Source organism: Kosakonia oryzendophytica (assembly GCF_900094925.1).
GTDB lineage: Bacteria > Pseudomonadota > Gammaproteobacteria > Enterobacterales > Enterobacteriaceae > Kosakonia > Kosakonia oryzendophytica.
In genome coordinates this window covers 199,472-216,413 of the sequence record NZ_FMAY01000008.1, presented here as the reverse complement: position 1 = coordinate 216,413, position 16,942 = coordinate 199,472, and the positions used below count along the sequence as shown (strand labels likewise).

The following is a 16,942-nucleotide window of genomic DNA, read 5'->3' as shown; positions in this document are numbered from 1 at the left end:
GCCATTAATGCATCTTGAAGTTTATTAAAGTATTTACTGAACTTGTCGATAAGCTATTTACTTACGCCCATCATTACTGCTGAAGAGTTTGTAATCTTTTATGTATGACAGAGCGCATGGGCAATAAGATAAACCTCAATGGGTTCGCACAATAGGGACTTTCCCCATGATCAAAAAGAGTATTTTTTTATTATTATCCGTTATCGCCAGTTCAAGTTTTGCTGCGAACACTCCTGCTCCTGTTCCTTCTGATGCTTGCCACTTTCTTTCAAAAATGCCTTTCATTAAAACGCCGTCAACCTATAAACCTTACTCAGAAGGTAGCGAAGATTATACGTGTGGCACACCCTATTTTGAAATAGAAACACCGAACAGTGGCGACACGTTGAACAACAATATCGCTTACTATGTGTCCGGTGATGAAACCAAAACGAAGAAATTGATGCTCATGCTTAATATGAACAACCAGGACCCGGATGCAGTCAAAATTGCCAGAAGCTATTTTATAAACGGGTCATTTGAGATAATGAAAAAGATGTTTCCCACTTCACCTGGAAAAGTTGCCAGGATTGTGGGTTCGCTAACTGACGGGAAATACGGTGAATATGCCGTCGATGGGTGGAAGGTGTCCTCAGAGAAAAAAGTTTGGCCGACAGGTAGGGGATATGAGCTTCGTTTCACGGTGACACCTGATTAATTATGAGTGCGGCGATGTTACGACAGACGGCTAAGCTCGCCGAAAGTCGGGATTCATTTCACTTGTAAAAAAGACGACCAAACTTAGTGACGTGCTCACGCCACAATACCACTGTCCGGGCATCAGGTTGTTATTGCCCGTACCCGCTCCGGTTCTGCATTGCCAGGTTGGGGGCGCTCTCATGAATTCTTCCCTTAAAATGGTTCTCACAAAGGAGGTCGCTCTCTTTTGGGGAAGATATATTTATTACCTTGGGTACGCGATGGCTATAATGGCCATCCAACAGGTAATGAGCAAAACTCGAAAACAATACAACTTATTGCCAAACCTCAAGACCGCATTCAATGGGCGTATATCTGATGGACGAGCGCGACGACGAAAAGAAAGTCATTGATTATCTAATGGAACGCTACTCTATTAGAGAACACTGGTTCAGGCCTGGATTTAAGCAAATTACCAAAGAGTGGTCCCTGAACGATGATTTCCGGCTTGTACCAGAAGACGCAGAAGACATGCTTTTGGATGTGTTCACGCATTTCAATATTGATTACAGCAATATGGATACCCGTAACTATATTGAATATGTGTATCCGTTCTGGCAGAAGAAACCAAAAATAAAAATCAAGCCGCTTACCGTTGAGATGATTATTGAATCCGCCAGAGCGGGTCGTTGGCTGTATGATTGATGGTGGGAAAAGAGAGCATGCTGGTTATATCGCTGGGGGGATTAAATAGATACCTGATATTGCTGTAGCAATAATCGGGTTACCCAGGGTTATTGATACCGCATCATCAGAACGAAGGGATTGCTATCACCAAAGAGGCGGGTCACTTCAAGGGCAAGCCGAAGGATAGCGTGCGACCTCACATCACACCGGAGCACTTTAGCTGTGTGGGGGCCGTTCACTTACGGTCCAAAAGTGCCTGGATTATCCGTGGCGATTCAACATTTATTGCTGTACACATATATGATTTTTCAAATGTGTTGATTGCTTTTATTCATTTGCAGCGTATTCTGTCTCCCTATGATCAGGAGGCATAATGTCACTTACTTCTCTGCAACTTTTCAAATATCTCTCTGATGAAACCCGTCTGGGGATCGTTCTACTGCTCAGGGAGATGGGTGAGTTGTGCGTGTGCGATCTTTGCACCGCACTGGATCAATCGCAGCCCAAGATATCCCGCCATCTGGCTATGCTCCGGGAAAGCGGGTTGTTGCTGGATCGCAAGCAGGGAAAATGGGTGCATTACCGCTTATCTCCGCATATTCCTTCGTGGGCGGCTCAGGTTATTGAGCAGGCCTGGTTAAGCCAACAGGACGACGTACAGGCCATCGCCCGTAAGCTGGCATCGGCAAACTGCTCGGGTAGCGGCAAGGCTGTTTGCATCTAAAATTTGCCTGAACATATATGTTTTTATGAATGTGAGGTAGTGGCGATGAAAACGTTAACGGTGTTTGATCCGGCGATGTGTTGCAGTACTGGCGTATGCGGTTCAGATGTCGATCAGGTTCTGGTCGATTTCTCTGCGGATGTGCAATGGCTAAAAGGGCGTGGTGTACAGGTTGAACGTTACAACCTGGCGCAACAGCCCATGAGCTTCGTTCAGAACGAGAAAGCAAAAGCATTCCTTGAAGCATCGGGAGCGGAAGGTCTGCCGTTGCTGTTGCTTGACGGTGAAACCGTCATGGCAGGGCGATACCCCAAACGGGCTGAACTGGCACGCTGGTTTGGTATTCCACTGGAGAAAGTGGGGTTGGCTCCCGCACGTTGCTGCGGTGGTGATTCTTCCTGCTGCTGAATATGTCAGGAGGACATATGAAATTTTTACAGCGTATCCCGCCTTACCTGTTTTTCACCGGGAAGGGAGGCGTGGGGAAAACGTCCATTTCCTGCGCAACGGCCATCCGCCTGGCAGGGCAGGGCAAACGGGTTCTGCTGGTCAGCACCGACCCTGCCTCCAATGTTGGTCAGGTGTTCGATCAGACTATCGGTAACACTATTCACCCTGTGGCAGCCGTTCCCGGACTTTCCGCGCTGGAGATCGATCCACAGGATGCGGCTCAGCAATACCGGGCCAGAATCGTGGATCCTATCAAGGGTCTTCTGCCTGATGACGTTGTTAACAGTATCAGCGAGCAACTGTCGGGAGCATGCACGACAGAGATTGCGGCATTTGATGAGTTCACGGGTTTATTGACAGACGCTTCTCTGCTGACCCGTTTTGATCACATTATTTTTGATACTGCGCCGACAGGTCACACCATCCGTCTTCTCCAGCTTCCCGGAGCCTGGAGCAGCTTCATTGACAGTAACCCGGAGGGGGCTTCCTGCCTCGGCCCGATGGCCGGGCTGGAAAAGCAACGTGAGCAATATGCACATGCGGTTGAGGCGTTATCTGATCCCGAACGTACCCGCCTTGTGCTGGTTGCACGACTGCAAAAATCAACGCTGCAGGAAGTGGCCCGCACACATGACGAGCTGGCAACGCTTGGCCTTAAAAATCAATACCTGGTTATTAACGGTGTGCTGCCTGAAACCGAAACAGAAAGTGACGCCTTAGCGGCTGCGATATGGCAACGGGAGCAGGCGGCACTGGCTAACCTTCCGGCGGGTTTATCTGCGCTGCCGACAGACACCTTATTTCTTCAGCCGGTGAACATGGTGGGTGTGTCCGCGTTGAAGCGGCTATTCGAACCCCGTTTTGAGTCAGCATCGTTTACGGAAACGCACATTCTCCCCAAACCTGAGTACGAGTCGCTTTCCGGCCTGGTGGATGAAATCGCGCGCACTACACACGGTCTGATTATGCTGATGGGAAAAGGCGGCGTGGGGAAAACGACGATGGCGGCGGCTATCGCCGTCAGTTTAGCGGACAGGGGATTTGATGTGCATCTCACCACCTCCGATCCTGCTGCGCATCTCAGCGCAACACTCAACGGTAGCCTGAGTAACCTGCAGGTCAGCAGGATCAACCCGCACGACGAAACCGAACGCTATCGCCAGCATGTCCTTGAGACGAAGGGTAAGGATCTGGATGACGCGGGGAAACGGCTGCTGGAAGAGGATTTACGCTCTCCTTGTACTGAAGAAATTGCCGTGTTCCAGGCATTTTCCAGGGTGATCCGGGAGGCGGGTAAGCGGTTTGTAGTGATGGATACGGCACCTACCGGGCATACGCTATTACTGCTTGATGCTACCGGTGCGTATCACCGTGAGATTGCGAGAAAAATGGGCGATAAAGGCCATTTCACCACGCCGATGATGCAGCTTCAGGACCCTGATCGCACCAAAGTGCTACTGGTCACGCTTCCTGAAACGACCCCTGTGTTGGAGGCGGCAAATTTGCAGGCCGATCTTGAAAGGGCGGGGATTCATCCCTGGGGATGGATTATCAACAACAGCCTTTCCATTGCAGAGACTCACTCACCCCTGCTTTGCCAGCGCGCCCGGCAGGAGCTCCCTCAGATTGAAGCCGTCAGGCGGCAGCACGCTAAACGTATAGCGCTTGTTCCGGTACGGGCGTGTGAGCCTGCGGGCATCGAAAAACTCAGGGAATTAGTGGGTTAATTTTGGGGATATACAGGGCGGCAGCGTCGCCCTTTCAGGAGGATGTATGTTACTGGCAGGCGCTATTTTTGTCCTGACCATTGTTCTGGTTATCTGGCAGCCGAAGGGGTTAGGGATTGGCTGGAGCGCGACGCTGGGTGCGATACTGGCGCTGGTTTCCGGTGTGGTACATGTGGGGGATATTCCCGTGGTGTGGAATATCGTCTGGAATGCGACCGCCACGTTTATTGCGGTCATTATTATCAGCCTACTGCTTGATGAATCGGGATTTTTTGAATGGGCCGCACTGCACGTTTCCCGTTGGGGGAAGGGGCGGGGGCGCCTGTTGTTCACGTACATCGTCCTGCTCGGCGCAGCGGTAGCGGCATTGTTTGCTAACGATGGCGCAGCGTTAATCCTTACACCGATCGTGATTGCTATGCTGCTGGCATTAGGGTTCAGCAAAGGCACAACGCTGGCCTTCGTGATGGCCGCCGGGTTTATTGCCGATACGGCCAGCCTGCCGCTGATTGTGTCGAACCTGGTGAATATCGTTTCAGCAGACTTCTTTGACCTGGGGTTCACTGAATATGCGTCGGTGATGGTGCCAGTTGATATCGCCGCCATTGTTGCCACGCTGGTAATGTTGCATCTCTTCTTTCGCAAAGATATCCCGCCGACTTACGATCTGACTCTCCTTAAGACACCAACAAAAGCCATTAAAGATCTGGCTACGTTCAAAACCGGCTGGATAGTCTTACTCCTTCTGCTGATTGGCTTTTTTGTGCTGGAACCGCTCGGTATTCCGGTGAGCGCGATTGCGGCAGTGGGGGCCGTGATTTTGTTTGCCGTTGCAAAGCGTGGTCATGCCATTAACACCGGCAAGGTATTAAGAGGTGCGCCCTGGCAGATTGTGATTTTCTCGCTCGGAATGTATCTGGTGGTTTATGGCTTGCGCAACGCCGGGCTAACGGAATATCTCTCCGGTGTGCTGAACATATTGGCGGAAAAAGGCCTCTGGGCAGCGACGCTGGGAACAGGGTTCCTGACCGCATTCCTCTCCTCCATCATGAACAATATGCCCACCGTGTTGGTAGGCGCATTGTCTATTGATGGCAGCTCGGCATCTGGTGTGGTCAAAGAGGCAATGATTTATGCCAACGTCATTGGCTGTGACCTGGGGCCAAAGATTACACCGATTGGTAGCCTGGCAACGCTGCTCTGGCTGCACGTACTTTCACAGAAGACGATGACGATCACCTGGGGCTACTATTTCCGTACCGGGATTATCATGACGTTGCCTGTGCTGTTTGTAACGCTGGCCGCGCTGGCGCTACGTCTCTCTTTCACTTTGTAATGAGATACTGATATGAGCAACATCACCATTTACCACAACCCGGCCTGCGGTACGTCGCGTAATACACTGGAGATGATCCGCAACAGCGGCACTGAACCGACAATTATTCATTATCTGGAGACTCCGCCGTCGCGCGATGAGCTGGTTAAACTTATCGAAGATATGAGGATTTCAGTACGGGCTCTGCTGCGTAAAAACGTTGAGCCCTACGAAGAGCTGAATCTTGCGGAAGATAAATTCACGGACGATCAGTTAATCGATTTTATGTTGCAACATCCCATCCTGATTAACCGTCCGATTGTCGTGACTCCACGCGGAACACGCCTGTGCCGCCCGTCTGAGGTTGTGCTGGATATTCTTCCGGATGCGCAAAAAGGCGCTTTTGTAAAAGAAGATGGCGAGCAGGTTGTTGATGGTGCAGGTAAACGCCTGAAATAACGATGACGGGGGCAACCGCCCCCAGATTCCTCGATGATCCTGCATCATGCATGGTGTTTCCCTGTATAACTTCCTCACAGGAATTCGTCGTCTTCCGCTTCTCGCGCCTTCCTGCGCATTATTGTGATCACGCTCGACTTTATACAAAGATATTCAAAAGGTTAATTAATCTGACGAAAAATAACGCGTTAGTTATTAATTGGTTAAATTTTTAATAACCCAAAAGCGGTTAAGAAGAATATATATATCACTTCTATCGATTAACCCGCTGTTATCTCTTTCCGATAAAGAGATAAGGCGCGGTCTGAAACCCTACGGCCGATGCTGTACCCGCCATATAAAACAACAATAGGTACTCCTGCCATGAAACTATCTCTTGCGCAAAAACTTTGGCTCCCTCTCATCGTAGCGCTATTGTGCCTGGCTGGAACACTGCTCTACGGTTCCCTGACGGTCAAAGACGACCAACTGACACTGCGGAAAAACGAGTTACTGCATGTTTCGCAACTGGCCCTCAGCATCGTGAAAACGCAGGCTGACATGGCTGATAAGGGATTGATTTCACAAGCGGAAGCACAACAGCGCGCCACTCAATTAATTAAGGATCTGCGCTATGGTGAAACCGGTTATTTCACGATCGTGAATAATCAGGCGCAGGTCATTATGCACCCGATCAATGCCAAACTGATTGGCAAAGGGCCGGATATTGCCGATGCCAACGGGGTTTATATTTTCCGGGATATGGTGTCAGTAACGCAGGGTAATCATGCCGGTTATACCGCTTACGTTTTCCCCCGCCCGGGTGAGACGAAAGCGCAACCGAAAATTGCTTACAACATTCCGTGGGCACCCTGGGGCTGGATCATTACCACCGGGCTGTATGTTGATGATATTGATGAAGCCTTTCTGGTGTCGCTCTACCAGAATCTCATTGAGTTTGCGGCGATCAGCATTCTGCTCTCGATCCTCGTCTACCTGATTAACCGGGGTACACTACGGACTCTGGGGGGCGAGCCACGTTATGCCGCAGATGTGGCAGCGCGAATTGCCGCCGGGGATCTCTCTCATCCGGTAAATAAAAAAGCGGGCGACAGTTCAAGCCTGATCCACGAAATGGGGGTGATGCGAGAGCAACTGACTGCGGTAATTGAAGATATCCGTGATGGCGCGGAGATCATCAACACCAGCACCCATGACATTGTCGCCGGAAACCAGGAGATTGCTTCGCATTCTGAACAGCAAGCCATGTCGCTGGAAAGAACTTCCTCCAGCATGGAAGAGATCACCGCAGCCGTAAAACAAAATGCGGAAAACGCCGGGCAGGCGCGCAAACTGGCGAGTGAAGCAGTGGATATTGCTTCGCGCGGCGGCGTGGTGATGCAAGGCATGAATGACACCATGAATGGCATTTCTGAAAGCGCCGGGAAAATTGCCAGCATTATTGAAGTGGTTAACGGTATCGCGTTCCAGACCAATATCCTGGCGCTGAATGCGGCGGTTGAAGCGGCAAGAGCCGGTGAACAGGGACGAGGGTTCGCCGTTGTCGCCGGTGAAGTGCGCAGTCTGTCATTACGCAGCTCTCAGGCGGCGCAGGAGATAAAAGGCCTGGTGGAAGAGTCCGTTGAGCGGGTCAATAACGGTTCATCGCAGATCAAACTTGCCGGTAACAACATCGATGAGATGATTGTCGCGGTGAAACGTGTGTCAGATATCATGTCGGAAATCTCCGTTGCCACCGACGAACAGAGCAAAGGGATCAGCCATGTTAACGAAGCGATTGTTCAAATTGATGCGGTGACGCAGCAAAACACCGCGCTGGTGCAGCAGGCGGTATCAGCGGCAAGTGCGCTGGAAGAGCAAACCCGGCGTCTGACGGAGACCGTCGCTTTCTTTAATACCGGCAGGTAATCCCCATCGAGTCATTAACGCGAGCCTGTGATTACCCAGGCTCGCGGATGTCACTCCCACTACGAAGCATCTTACGTATCCCGTTTGTCTTATTATCCCCATTGCCGGATGAAAACGCCTCTTCTCTGCTCTTACCGAACGATTCGCACAAAACAGCACTGTTTCTTTTATTGACACATTTGTGATCGACTTCAGTGCGTATCATAGTGTGTGTGATGACTGCCGCTATCGGGGCGGCACGTGATAATCAGGAGAGTGAGATGGTGTCAGATAACCCCAGCGTCGCCCTTATTGGTCCTGGCGCAATCGGAACCACGATTGTGGCGGCGTTGCATGAAGTCGGGCGTACGCCCACGGTGTGCGGGCGTACGGCGCACCCGCAGCTGATCTTGCGTGTCGATAACGAACATATTGTGGTACCCGGTCCGGTGCTGACTGAACCGGGCGACATTCACCAGCCGTTTGATCTGGTTTTTGTGGCGACCAAAACCACGCAACTGGCGGCAAGTGCGGCGTGGCTGAAGGTGCTGTGCAATGAAAATACCGTGGTGTGCGCACTGCAAAACGGCGTGGAGCAAAAAGCGCAAATTACGCCGTACGTGGCGGGGGCCGAAGTGCTGCCATCTGTCGTGTGGTTTCCCGCGCAGCGTGAGCCGGACGCCTCCGTCTGGTTGCGTGCAGCCCCCCGGCTTACCCTGCCGGATACGCCAGCCGCGAAACGTGTGCAGACCGTATTGCAGGGTACTCGCTGCGCTGTTGATCTTTCTCCCGATTTCATCTCTGTTGCGTGGCGCAAGCTGTTGCAGAATGCAGCTGCCGGGCTAATGGTTTTATCAGGGCGTCGCGCCGGCATGTTCTCGCGCAACGACATCACCACACTGGCGATGGACTATTTGCAGGAGTGCCTCGCGGTTGCCCGTGCGGAAGGGGCTACGTTAGGGGATGCTGTGCCGCAGGAGATTGTGGCCGGTTTTCAGCGTGCGCCTGCCGACCTGGGCACCTCGATTCTTGCAGACCGCCAGGCGGGGCGCCCTCTGGAATGGGACATCCGTAATGGCGTGGTACAGCGGTACGGCAAAAAACACGGTATCCCCACGCCATTTAGTGATGTGATTGTGCCCCTGCTGGCTGCCGGCAGCGACGGGCCGGGCTAAACGCCGCCGAGATAACGCAATACTGGCAACCCGGCGACATTGCTGTTACGTTGAAATCATGAACAAAAGATATTCCGTATTGATGTTTGCAATGAGCATTATTCGCACCGCAAATCGTGTGGTGGGATAGCGTTCATCTCTGTTTCCCGCCAGTACGGCGGGAGCCTTACTGGTGACAACCTGTGAGGTGACTCAGTATGACAGCTCCCGTTTCCGTTGCTCGCCCGATGTTGCATATCCTGTGCGGCAAGATTGCCTCTGGCAAATCAACCCTTGCCGCTGAACTGATGACAGCGCCTGGTACCGTGATGTTGAGCGAAGATCGTTGGTTATCGCTTCTTTTTCGCGATGTTTTGCACAGTGTTCAGGATTATGTCCATTATTCTGCAAAGCTAAAACTGGCCATCAGGCCGCATGTCGTTGCTTTACTCCAGGCGGGCGTCAATGTGGTGCTGGATTTTCCGGCCAATACGCTGACCAGTCGACAGTGGCTTAAAGAGATTATTGATCAGTCTGGTGCCCACCATTTGTTGCACTACTTGCAAGTCAGCGATGACGTTTGCAAAGCGCGACTGCGCGCACGCAATGCCACAGGTGAGCATGATTTTGCCGCCACTGACGAGCAGTTCGAACAGATCACGCGCTACTTTGTGGAACCCACCGAGGCGGAAGGCTTTCAGATTCGCCGATATTGCTGAAAGGCTGTACAACCTTGTAGTCTGATGACCGGGCTATGCTTACTTGTGCAACACACATAATAATTGAGGCAATGTCATGGATAAGGAACTACTGGATGCGGGTTACCGCGTATACACCGGCGAGAAGATTGATGTGTACTTCAATACCCACATTTGCCAGCACGCCGGTAATTGCGTACGTGGCAGTTCAAAGCTGTTCAACCTGAAGCGCAAGCCGTGGATCATCCCCGATGAAGTGGATGTCGCAACGGTAGTGAACGTCATTGATACCTGCCCGAGCGGTGCCTTGAAGTACCGCCATAACTGAGTGAGACAACGCATGGACATTCTGGAAGGTCATAACAAGTTTTACGTGAACGACGCCGCAGGCAATCAGGTAGCGGAAATCGTTTTTGTTCCCACCGGCGAGCACCTAAGCATTATCGAACATACCGATGTTGATGAAAGCCTGAAAGGGCAAGGTGTCGGTAAACAGTTGGTGGCGAAAGTGGTAGAAAAAATGCGTGCAGAGCACCGCAAAATTATTCCGCTGTGTCCTTTCGCCAAACATGAGTTTGATAATACACGCGAATATGACGATATCCGCGCGTAATCATCTGCACCGGCATGAGCCGGTGCGTTTTCTTTTCACACGATGGCACCATCAATGCGGCAGGCGACAATAAAATATTTTTTAATTAATGCTTGCATCCCTTCTTCAGCCATGCGTTAATGCACCGTCGGTTTGATAACCATTATCTCCAGCAGTTCACTAAAGTCTTTCTCATCTCTAAGTACCTCCTTGCTACTTCTTTTTGGGTCTTCGCTTTACACTCTGAATAAAATAATGCTTCAGACCATTACTGCCGAAAAGGCTAAAAAAACAGAAGGTAACAAGAATGTCTGCTAAAATGACTGGTATCGTAAAATGGTTCAACGCTGAGAAAGGCTTCGGTTTTATCACGCCGAAAGATGGCAGCAAAGATGTATTCGTACACTTCTCTGCGATCCAGAGCGATAACTACCGTACTCTTGAAGAAAATCAAGAAGTTGAATTCGCCATTGAAAATGGTGCGAAAGGCCCGGCGGCTGCAAATGTCGTTGTGGTTCGCTAAGGATTTAGAAATTACGAACCGTATTCATTTTCGCTGCCCGTGCTGTAGCGGGTCGCAATACCGGATTTCCAGTTTTGATGTAACTGAAAAGAACCCGGCTGGCGCGAAATGTATTTTTTGCAAATCTACAATGATTGCATTTAATAATTTCACCGCGTGGGTTCAGTCCTCTCAGGCACCACTGGATTTTCGCAAATAATAAAAATCAGGCCAGTTTACTGGCCTGATTTTTTTATTTCTGCACGACTGATCCTGCCATTAACATAATCATTTTTATCGAGCGATTGCTGGTCAATTGCCAGGTCATCTGGCGATAGTGCACTTCTCCCTGCTGCGGATGATGAAACACGCGCTCGCCCCCTTCGCGCACTACCACCTGCTGGCGCGACCAGAAGTCGCGGAATAACTCACTGTCATGACTGAGACCCTGCACAAAGTTATTGAGCTCCCGATCGTGCGGATAGTGCATCGCGTCTGCACGCAGTTCCGCCACGATGCGGCTTGCGCGGCTCTCCCAGTCAGCAACCAGCTGGCGGGACAGTGGGTGGCGGAACATAAAACTCATCATATTCGGCTGTGGATCTTCGTCCAGCCAACCGCTGAACAGCGCTTCGGCAGGCGCATTCCATGCCAGCATATTCCAGGTTAAATCCAGCAGATAACAGGGACAGGTCATCTGAGTGACGGTTGCCAACACCTCTTTTTCTACCGTGACGACCTGTTCTTCCTGCGGATCGTTTTGCATGGCCAGATGAAACAAGTAGCTGCGCTCGGTGGGTTTCATCTTCAGCACGTTGGCGATATTCGACAGGGTTTGCGGCGACACCACGATGTCACGCCCCTGTTCAATCCAGGTGTACCAGGTGGTACTGATACCGCTGAGCTGCGCCACTTCCTCCCGGCGTAATCCACGGGTGCGACGTCGCCCAAGAGCAGGCAAGCCAATATCCGCAGGCGCGGTGTTTTCCCGCTGCGAGCGCAAAAAAGCGCCCAGGGCTTTAGGGCCGGCAAAGAGGGTATTTTCCATTGGGGGGTACTCATTAATACCAGTATAAGTGCTCATATTGTACCACTATAAAGAGCGTCTTATAGTCGCCAAAAAGAGGCTTTGTCGTGCTAACAGAAGGAAAGAAGAATGGCGGTTAATCATCATCAGTTAACGGAACAGCAATTTGGCGATCAGGCGCAGGCCTATTTGCAGAGTCAGGTTCATGCCCAGGGGGCGGATTTAGTCAGACTGGCACAGTGGCTGGCAGACGATACCAGTGCAGCCATACTGGATTTGGGTTGTGGTGCGGGCCACGCGAGCTTTGTTGCCGCAGGCATTGCCCGGGCGGTCACCGCCTATGACTTGTCGGAAAAGATGCTCGATGTAGTGCGCCAGGCCGCTCACGAACGTCATCTTGCAAATATCACCACCTCCCAGGGGGCAGCAGAAAAATTGCCCTTTGCCGATAGCAGCTTTGACGTGGTGATCAGCCGCTACTCCGCCCACCACTGGCATGATGTGGCGCAGGCTCTGCGCGAGGTGAAACGCGTGCTCAAGCCGGGTGGGAAATTTATCTTGATGGATATTGCCTCACCCGGTCAGCCGGTGCTGGACATCTGGCTGCAAACCATCGAAGTGCTGCGCGATCCTTCGCATGTGCGTAACTACTCGCCGGCTGAGTGGCTGCATATGACTCAGCAAAGCGGCATGACGGTGCAAAAAATGGCGACGGACAGACTGGCGCTGGAGTACAACTCATGGGTAGAGCGCATGAAAACACCGGAGGTATTGCGTGCCGCCATCCGTTATCTGCAAAACCACACCTCCGAAGAGGTAAAACAGCATTTCCGGATCCGCGAAGATGGCTCGTTTACGTCCGATACGCTGATGTTTCAGACGCAAGCCTGATCGCGCCCGCCGCTCCCCCCGGCTGCGCTGACTGCCGGGGTATCTCAACGTCACTTTTTAATAAACCAGCGGTAAATAAGTGCTTTTGCACAATAGTTCTCGTGCATTTTCTGCCCTAAAGTCAATTTCACATAGGTGGCTTTTGACAATTTACGCAGGAACAGAGGACGTATGAATAAATCACTGCTGGCGCTGATGTGCTGTGGCGCATTTTCATCGTTTACGGCGCAGGCTGCGCCTTCCCACTGCATACCCGAAGACTTTGGCGGCAAAGCAGATGCCAAAACCCTTAATACACACGCTATCCAGCAAGCGATCCAACAGTGCAGCCAGCGCGGCGGCGGCACGGTGGTGTTATCGCCTGGCGTCTGGTTAAGCGGCCCCATACAGCTACAAAGCAATATCACCCTGGAGGTTGGCAAGGGTGCGACATTAAAGGCCAGTAATGCGGAAGGGAAGTTTGTAGCCGCATTTATTGGTCAGCCGGCCCGCGTCAACGAAGCCTTTATTTTTGCCAGCCAGGCGCAGAATGTCGCCATCATCGGCAGCGGAACGCTTGATGGCGATGGCGAAAAGAGCTGGTGGCCCGAGGCGTTGCAGATTCGTGCGCAGGTACGCAGCGGCAATACCAAAGCTTTTACCGACCGCTTTCCTGGCGTTCCGTTGGCAAATGGTGCTCCGCGCCCGTGGTTTGTAGAGTTTAACCAGGTCACCAACGGGAAGATCGAACAGCTTCACCTGACTAACTCCCCGATGTGGAATATCGTTATCCGCAATAGCGACAAGATTGCTGTTCACCAGGTCAGCATCAGCAACCCAACCACTTCACCGAATACAGACGGTCTGGATATTGTCTCTTCACGCAATGTTACCGTGTCGAAAATGGACATTCACACCGGTGATGACAACATTGCCATCAAGTCCGGTCTGGTGCCCGGTACGGCAGCGCCATCGCAGGATATCGCCATTCGCGACTCCATCATGCGCGATGGACACGGCATCTCTGTTGGCAGCGAAACCGCCAACGGCATCGGGCGGGTGACAGTCAGCCATGTCACGTTCCTCAATACGGAAAACGGTATTCGCATCAAATCGGCCCGCGATCGCGGGAACACGATAGGTCCGCTGGTGGCCGACCATTTGACAATGACCAACGTGGCGACGCCGATTCTGATAACCAACAGCTATAGTGGCCAGTCGGGTGCGCAGGGCAACACCTTGATTTCGGCGATTGAAAACGCAGCCGTTACGCCCTCGACGCCGAAAATTTCCGGGGTGAATATCTCCGGGCTCACCGCAACCAATGCCAACCATGCCATGATTTTTAGCGGATTGCCGGAGTCGGTCGTGCAGAATGTATCGTTAAAAAACATTGATATTGCAGCGAAATATGGTATTCAGGCGCGCTACGTGAACGGGCAGGGCCAAGACGTGCAGATTAAAACACAGTACGGCGCGGCGGTAGAGCAGGGGCCGCAGGCCACGCTCAAACTTAACTGATAGCACAGTGGTTTACGCGCCCGGTAGACGAAACGGCCGGACGCTCTGACTGTCAGCGTGCACGCTCTTGACCAATGACAAGGCGGGCAGGGGGTGACTCTCTTTATAATCTCCCGCGTTTCCCTTCTCACTGGTGTGGACCTATGGCTTACCAACTAAACCTTAACTGGCCGGAATTTCTTGAGAAATACTGGCAAAAGAAACCCGTTGTCCTGAAGCGCGCGTTCGCGGACTTTGTCGATCCGATTTCGCCCGATGAGCTGGCAGGCCTTGCTATGGAGCCGGAAGTGGACAGCCGCATTGTCAGCCACGTCAATGGTCAGTGGCAGGCATGGAACGGCCCGTTTGAGCAGTTTGATCATTTAGGGGAAACCGACTGGTCATTGCTGGCACAGGCAGTGAACCACTGGCATGCACCCTCCGCCGAACTGGTTAAACCGTTCCGCGTGTTACCGGAGTGGCGTTTTGACGATCTGATGATTTCCTATTCCGTGCCGGGCGGCGGCGTGGGCCCGCATATCGATCAATACGATGTGTTTATCATTCAGGGGATGGGCAGCCGCCGCTGGCGCGTGGGCGACAAATTGCCGATGAAGCAGTTCTGCCCGCATCCGGCATTGCTGCATGTCGATCCTTTCCCGCCGATCATTGATGAAGATCTGGAACCGGGCGATATCCTCTATATCCCGCCGGGATTCCCGCATGACGGCTTCACGCATGAGACCGCGTTTAACTACTCCATCGGCTTCCGTGGGCCGAACGGTCGCGATCTGATCAGCAGTTTTGCAGATTACGCGCTGGAAAACGATCTTGGTGGCGAGCATTACAGCGATCCCGATCTCACCTGCCGTGAACATCCGGGCAGAGTGGAAGATTACGAGCTGGAGCGCGTGCGCGGGATGATGATCGAGATGATCAGCCAGCCGGAGCATTTCAAACAGTGGTTCGGCAGCTTTATCACCACGCCGCGGCATGAACTGGATATTGCTCCGGAGCCGGATGACTATCCTGTGGAAGAGATTGTGGCTGCGTTGAAAGAGGGGCAGGTGCTTACCCGCCTGAGTGGGCTGCGCGTGCTGCACATCGGCGACAGCTTTTTTATTAACAGCGAGTGTCTGGAGACCGCCGATGCGCGCGCCGCTGATGCGCTGTGTCGCTATACCATTATCGGTCAGCAGGAACTGGGTGACGCTCTGGATAACCCGGCATTTGCCGCCGAGCTGACTGCGCTGGTAAACCAGGGATACTGGTACTTCGACGAGTAAAATGTTCGCTGCTGGCCTGAGAAGGTGAAGCCGCCATCTGGCACAGTTGCCAGGTGGCGCTGACGTTTCGGAACGTGCAATTAGCGGGCGACAATAAAGCGTTTGTCGTCGTCGATAAAGGTTTTCTCATCGGCGGCGGCGACGATATTGCCAAAATTCATCTCTGCGCGCAGTTTCCAGCTCTCCGGGATCGCCCATGTCTGGCGAACTTCCTCGTCAATCAGCGGGTTATAATGTTGCAGGTTAGCGCCAATGTTTTTTTCCGCCAGCGCCAGCCACACCGCATACTGGGCCATTCCACTGCTTTGTTCCGACCAGACGGGAAAGTTATCGGCATAAGCAATGTACTGCTTCTGTAAATGCGAGATCGTCTCCTGATCTTCAAAAAACAGTACCGATCCGGCGGCAGCAGCAAACCCGTCGAGCTTATCGGAGGTGGCATGGAAACTCTCCGCCGGGATCACATTGCGCAACTGCCCTCGTACCAGCGCCCAAAAACGATCGTGTTCTTTACCCATCAAAATCAATGCCCGCGAACTTTGTGAGTTAAATGCCGACGGCGCCTGACGAATCGCTTCTTTGATTATCGCCTCCACCTTCTCTTCATCGAGCGGTAGCGCTTTACCCAGCAGGTAAATGGTTCTGCGCGCTTTGGCAAGGGCAAGAAAATCCTCCGGTGTGGCGCTGACCGGCAGGGTGCGCAACTCTAGATCCAGCGGGTTATGCGGCGTTGCCGGCTGAGGCTGGCCTTCCGTGCGAGCGAGCGTCGAATTCAAAATTTGCTGAAACGGGTGCATGGTTCACTTTTCCTGTTGTGCGCGTTAAGCCGGATTTTGTGCTTTATCAGAGCATGGGCCAGCCCATGTCGATCATACGAACAAACAAGATAAAAAGCGGTATTTGTGCCAAAAACAACCGGCTTCACCGGAAGGGCGGCGGTTAAAGCTGAAAGTTGCGGTGTTGATCACGCAGGAAGCTGTCCGCGCAGCATGCGTGGGGCTTCATCCTCAGACGTCCACTGACAGGGGGAATTGTGTTTCACGCATCACGCCATGTGCGGGAGCCTTGTCGTACCGGAAGAGGGTCGTTATCATTCCAATTTGTATGACAATATAAAAGAGGATTGCTGTATAAATTAATGCATATCGAATGGGTGGTGTGCGGTCAGTAAAGGTATGCAGACGCTGACCGAATGTCCCGTGTCATCAGTGATATATTTTCACGTTACTGGCGGGTTACTGACAAAATTATTCAACAACAGTAAGACGTTTCCCGGTTTTAATATATGGGATAAATGAAAATAACAGATTAGGATCGATAGCATCAATAACTGCACATGAATTAACCTTTTGCTTTATATGAACTTTTTTATGATTTTAAGACATT

Annotated in this window: 20 protein-coding genes; 18 read left to right on the top strand and 2 right to left on the bottom strand. The window is 52.0% G+C overall.

Features of this window, described 5'->3' with window-relative positions; translation table 11 throughout:
* Positions 1–166 precede the first annotated feature (166 nt).
* The 15 genes from GA0061071_RS15260 to ymcF all read left to right on the top strand — a co-directional run bounded on the left by GA0061071_RS15260 (position 167) and on the right by ymcF (position 11,093).
* Positions 167–697: a hypothetical protein gene (locus tag GA0061071_RS15260; RefSeq protein WP_088237757.1), complete on the top strand. Its 531-nt coding sequence runs from the start codon at positions 167–169 to the stop codon at positions 695–697.
* Between the two features lie 181 nt (positions 698–878).
* Positions 879–1,091 carry an STM2901 family protein gene (locus tag GA0061071_RS23840; protein WP_476737404.1) on the top strand — a complete coding sequence of 71 codons (213 nt, stop codon included), beginning with the start codon at positions 879–881 and terminating at the stop codon, positions 1,089–1,091.
* Positions 1,057–1,383 carry a DUF1493 family protein gene (locus GA0061071_RS15255; RefSeq protein ID WP_088237847.1) on the top strand — a complete coding sequence of 109 codons (327 nt, stop codon included), beginning with the start codon at positions 1,057–1,059 and terminating at the stop codon, positions 1,381–1,383. The genes GA0061071_RS23840 and GA0061071_RS15255 overlap by 35 nt, the downstream gene beginning before the upstream one ends.
* Positions 1,384–1,738: 355 nt before the next feature.
* A complete protein-coding gene (gene arsR, locus GA0061071_RS15250) occupies positions 1,739–2,089 on the top strand; it encodes an As(III)-sensing metalloregulatory transcriptional repressor ArsR (RefSeq protein ID WP_061493266.1) in 351 nt (116 codons plus the stop codon).
* A 45-nt stretch (positions 2,090–2,134) separates the two neighbouring features.
* A complete protein-coding gene (gene arsD / locus GA0061071_RS15245; protein WP_061493267.1) occupies positions 2,135–2,497 on the top strand; it encodes an arsenite efflux transporter metallochaperone ArsD in 363 nt (120 codons plus the stop codon).
* 17 nt (positions 2,498–2,514) lie between these two features.
* Positions 2,515–4,266 carry an arsenical pump-driving ATPase gene (arsA, locus tag GA0061071_RS15240; protein WP_088237758.1) on the top strand — a complete coding sequence of 584 codons (1,752 nt, stop codon included), beginning with the start codon at positions 2,515–2,517 and terminating at the stop codon, positions 4,264–4,266.
* 46 nt (positions 4,267–4,312) lie between these two features.
* Positions 4,313–5,602: an arsenic transporter gene (locus tag GA0061071_RS15235; protein ID WP_061493269.1), complete on the top strand. Its 1,290-nt coding sequence runs from the start codon at positions 4,313–4,315 to the stop codon at positions 5,600–5,602.
* 12 nt (positions 5,603–5,614) lie between these two features.
* Positions 5,615–6,040: a glutaredoxin-dependent arsenate reductase gene (gene arsC, locus GA0061071_RS15230; protein WP_061493270.1), complete on the top strand. Its 426-nt coding sequence runs from the start codon at positions 5,615–5,617 to the stop codon at positions 6,038–6,040.
* Positions 6,041–6,403: 363 nt separating this feature from the next.
* On the top strand, positions 6,404–7,948 hold the full coding sequence (locus GA0061071_RS15225) for a methyl-accepting chemotaxis protein (RefSeq protein ID WP_170933842.1): 1,545 nt from the start codon (positions 6,404–6,406) through the stop codon (positions 7,946–7,948).
* Between the two features lie 263 nt (positions 7,949–8,211).
* Positions 8,212–9,102: an oxidoreductase gene (locus tag GA0061071_RS15220; RefSeq protein WP_088237848.1), complete on the top strand. Its 891-nt coding sequence runs from the start codon at positions 8,212–8,214 to the stop codon at positions 9,100–9,102.
* A gap of 197 nt (positions 9,103–9,299) precedes the next feature.
* Complete coding sequence (locus tag GA0061071_RS15215; protein WP_061493272.1) at positions 9,300–9,800, top strand: P-loop nucleotide/nucleoside kinase family protein; 501 nt, start codon at positions 9,300–9,302, stop codon at positions 9,798–9,800.
* Positions 9,801–9,876: 76 nt separating this feature from the next.
* The gene (yjdI, locus tag GA0061071_RS15210; protein WP_061493273.1) at positions 9,877–10,107 is read left to right on the top strand and encodes a 4Fe-4S mono-cluster protein YjdI; all 231 of its coding nucleotides are present in this window, start codon (positions 9,877–9,879) and stop codon (positions 10,105–10,107) included.
* A gap of 12 nt (positions 10,108–10,119) precedes the next feature.
* Positions 10,120–10,392: a GNAT family N-acetyltransferase gene (locus tag GA0061071_RS15205; RefSeq protein ID WP_061493274.1), complete on the top strand. Its 273-nt coding sequence runs from the start codon at positions 10,120–10,122 to the stop codon at positions 10,390–10,392.
* A 286-nt stretch (positions 10,393–10,678) separates the two neighbouring features.
* The gene (cspE, locus tag GA0061071_RS15200; RefSeq protein WP_061493275.1) at positions 10,679–10,894 is read left to right on the top strand and encodes a transcription antiterminator/RNA stability regulator CspE; all 216 of its coding nucleotides are present in this window, start codon (positions 10,679–10,681) and stop codon (positions 10,892–10,894) included.
* The gene (ymcF, locus tag GA0061071_RS23630; RefSeq protein WP_245191432.1) at positions 10,875–11,093 is read left to right on the top strand and encodes a cold shock small protein YmcF; all 219 of its coding nucleotides are present in this window, start codon (positions 10,875–10,877) and stop codon (positions 11,091–11,093) included. Before cspE ends, ymcF begins: the two co-directional genes overlap by 20 nt.
* A gap of 33 nt (positions 11,094–11,126) precedes the next feature.
* Here ymcF and GA0061071_RS15190 read toward each other — a convergent pair whose 3' ends face one another.
* Complete coding sequence (locus GA0061071_RS15190) at positions 11,127–11,921, bottom strand: helix-turn-helix transcriptional regulator (RefSeq protein ID WP_088237759.1); 795 nt, start codon at positions 11,919–11,921, stop codon at positions 11,127–11,129.
* A 108-nt stretch (positions 11,922–12,029) separates the two neighbouring features.
* Between GA0061071_RS15190 and GA0061071_RS15185 the strand changes: the two genes are divergently transcribed.
* The 3 genes from GA0061071_RS15185 to GA0061071_RS15175 all read left to right on the top strand — a co-directional run bounded on the left by GA0061071_RS15185 (position 12,030) and on the right by GA0061071_RS15175 (position 15,556).
* A complete protein-coding gene (locus GA0061071_RS15185; protein WP_088237760.1) occupies positions 12,030–12,791 on the top strand; it encodes a class I SAM-dependent methyltransferase in 762 nt (253 codons plus the stop codon).
* A gap of 171 nt (positions 12,792–12,962) precedes the next feature.
* Entirely contained in the window at positions 12,963–14,291 is a 1,329-nt protein-coding gene (locus tag GA0061071_RS15180) for a glycoside hydrolase family 28 protein (protein ID WP_088237761.1), read from the top strand.
* A gap of 143 nt (positions 14,292–14,434) precedes the next feature.
* Positions 14,435–15,556, top strand: a complete 1,122-nt coding sequence (locus GA0061071_RS15175; protein ID WP_061493279.1) for a ribosomal protein uL16 3-hydroxylase — start codon at positions 14,435–14,437, stop codon at positions 15,554–15,556.
* A gap of 80 nt (positions 15,557–15,636) precedes the next feature.
* On the opposite strand, the gene GA0061071_RS15170 is transcribed toward GA0061071_RS15175, so the two are convergent.
* On the bottom strand, positions 15,637–16,353 hold the full coding sequence (locus GA0061071_RS15170) for a nitroreductase family protein (RefSeq protein ID WP_088237762.1): 717 nt from the start codon (positions 16,351–16,353) through the stop codon (positions 15,637–15,639).
* Positions 16,354–16,942: the final 589 nt, after the last annotated feature.

Excerpts from the sequence above, each read along its gene's own strand:
- arsD (WP_061493267.1), top strand. The coding sequence starts at position 2,135 with ATGAAAACGTTAACGGTGTTTGATCCGGCGATGTGTTGCAGTACTGGC.
- arsA (WP_088237758.1), top strand. The coding sequence starts at position 2,515 with ATGAAATTTTTACAGCGTATCCCGCCTTACCTGTTTTTCACCGGGAAG.
- GA0061071_RS23840 (WP_476737404.1), top strand. The coding sequence starts at position 879 with ATGAATTCTTCCCTTAAAATGGTTCTCACAAAGGAGGTCGCTCTCTTT.
- GA0061071_RS15205 (WP_061493274.1), top strand. The coding sequence starts at position 10,120 with ATGGACATTCTGGAAGGTCATAACAAGTTTTACGTGAACGACGCCGCA.
- cspE (WP_061493275.1), top strand. The coding sequence starts at position 10,679 with ATGTCTGCTAAAATGACTGGTATCGTAAAATGGTTCAACGCTGAGAAA.
- arsR (WP_061493266.1), top strand. The coding sequence starts at position 1,739 with ATGTCACTTACTTCTCTGCAACTTTTCAAATATCTCTCTGATGAAACC.
- GA0061071_RS15180 (WP_088237761.1), top strand. The coding sequence starts at position 12,963 with ATGAATAAATCACTGCTGGCGCTGATGTGCTGTGGCGCATTTTCATCG.
- GA0061071_RS15255 (WP_088237847.1), top strand. The coding sequence starts at position 1,057 with ATGGACGAGCGCGACGACGAAAAGAAAGTCATTGATTATCTAATGGAA.
- GA0061071_RS15215 (WP_061493272.1), top strand. The coding sequence starts at position 9,300 with ATGACAGCTCCCGTTTCCGTTGCTCGCCCGATGTTGCATATCCTGTGC.
- GA0061071_RS15170 (WP_088237762.1), bottom strand. The coding sequence starts at position 16,353 with ATGCACCCGTTTCAGCAAATTTTGAATTCGACGCTCGCTCGCACGGAA.
- yjdI (WP_061493273.1), top strand. The coding sequence starts at position 9,877 with ATGGATAAGGAACTACTGGATGCGGGTTACCGCGTATACACCGGCGAG.
- GA0061071_RS15190 (WP_088237759.1), bottom strand. The coding sequence starts at position 11,921 with ATGGAAAATACCCTCTTTGCCGGCCCTAAAGCCCTGGGCGCTTTTTTG.
- GA0061071_RS15185 (WP_088237760.1), top strand. The coding sequence starts at position 12,030 with ATGGCGGTTAATCATCATCAGTTAACGGAACAGCAATTTGGCGATCAG.
- GA0061071_RS15235 (WP_061493269.1), top strand. The coding sequence starts at position 4,313 with ATGTTACTGGCAGGCGCTATTTTTGTCCTGACCATTGTTCTGGTTATC.
- GA0061071_RS15175 (WP_061493279.1), top strand. The coding sequence starts at position 14,435 with ATGGCTTACCAACTAAACCTTAACTGGCCGGAATTTCTTGAGAAATAC.
- GA0061071_RS15225 (WP_170933842.1), top strand. The coding sequence starts at position 6,404 with ATGAAACTATCTCTTGCGCAAAAACTTTGGCTCCCTCTCATCGTAGCG.
- ymcF (WP_245191432.1), top strand. The coding sequence starts at position 10,875 with ATGTCGTTGTGGTTCGCTAAGGATTTAGAAATTACGAACCGTATTCAT.
- arsC (WP_061493270.1), top strand. The coding sequence starts at position 5,615 with ATGAGCAACATCACCATTTACCACAACCCGGCCTGCGGTACGTCGCGT.
- GA0061071_RS15260 (WP_088237757.1), top strand. The coding sequence starts at position 167 with ATGATCAAAAAGAGTATTTTTTTATTATTATCCGTTATCGCCAGTTCA.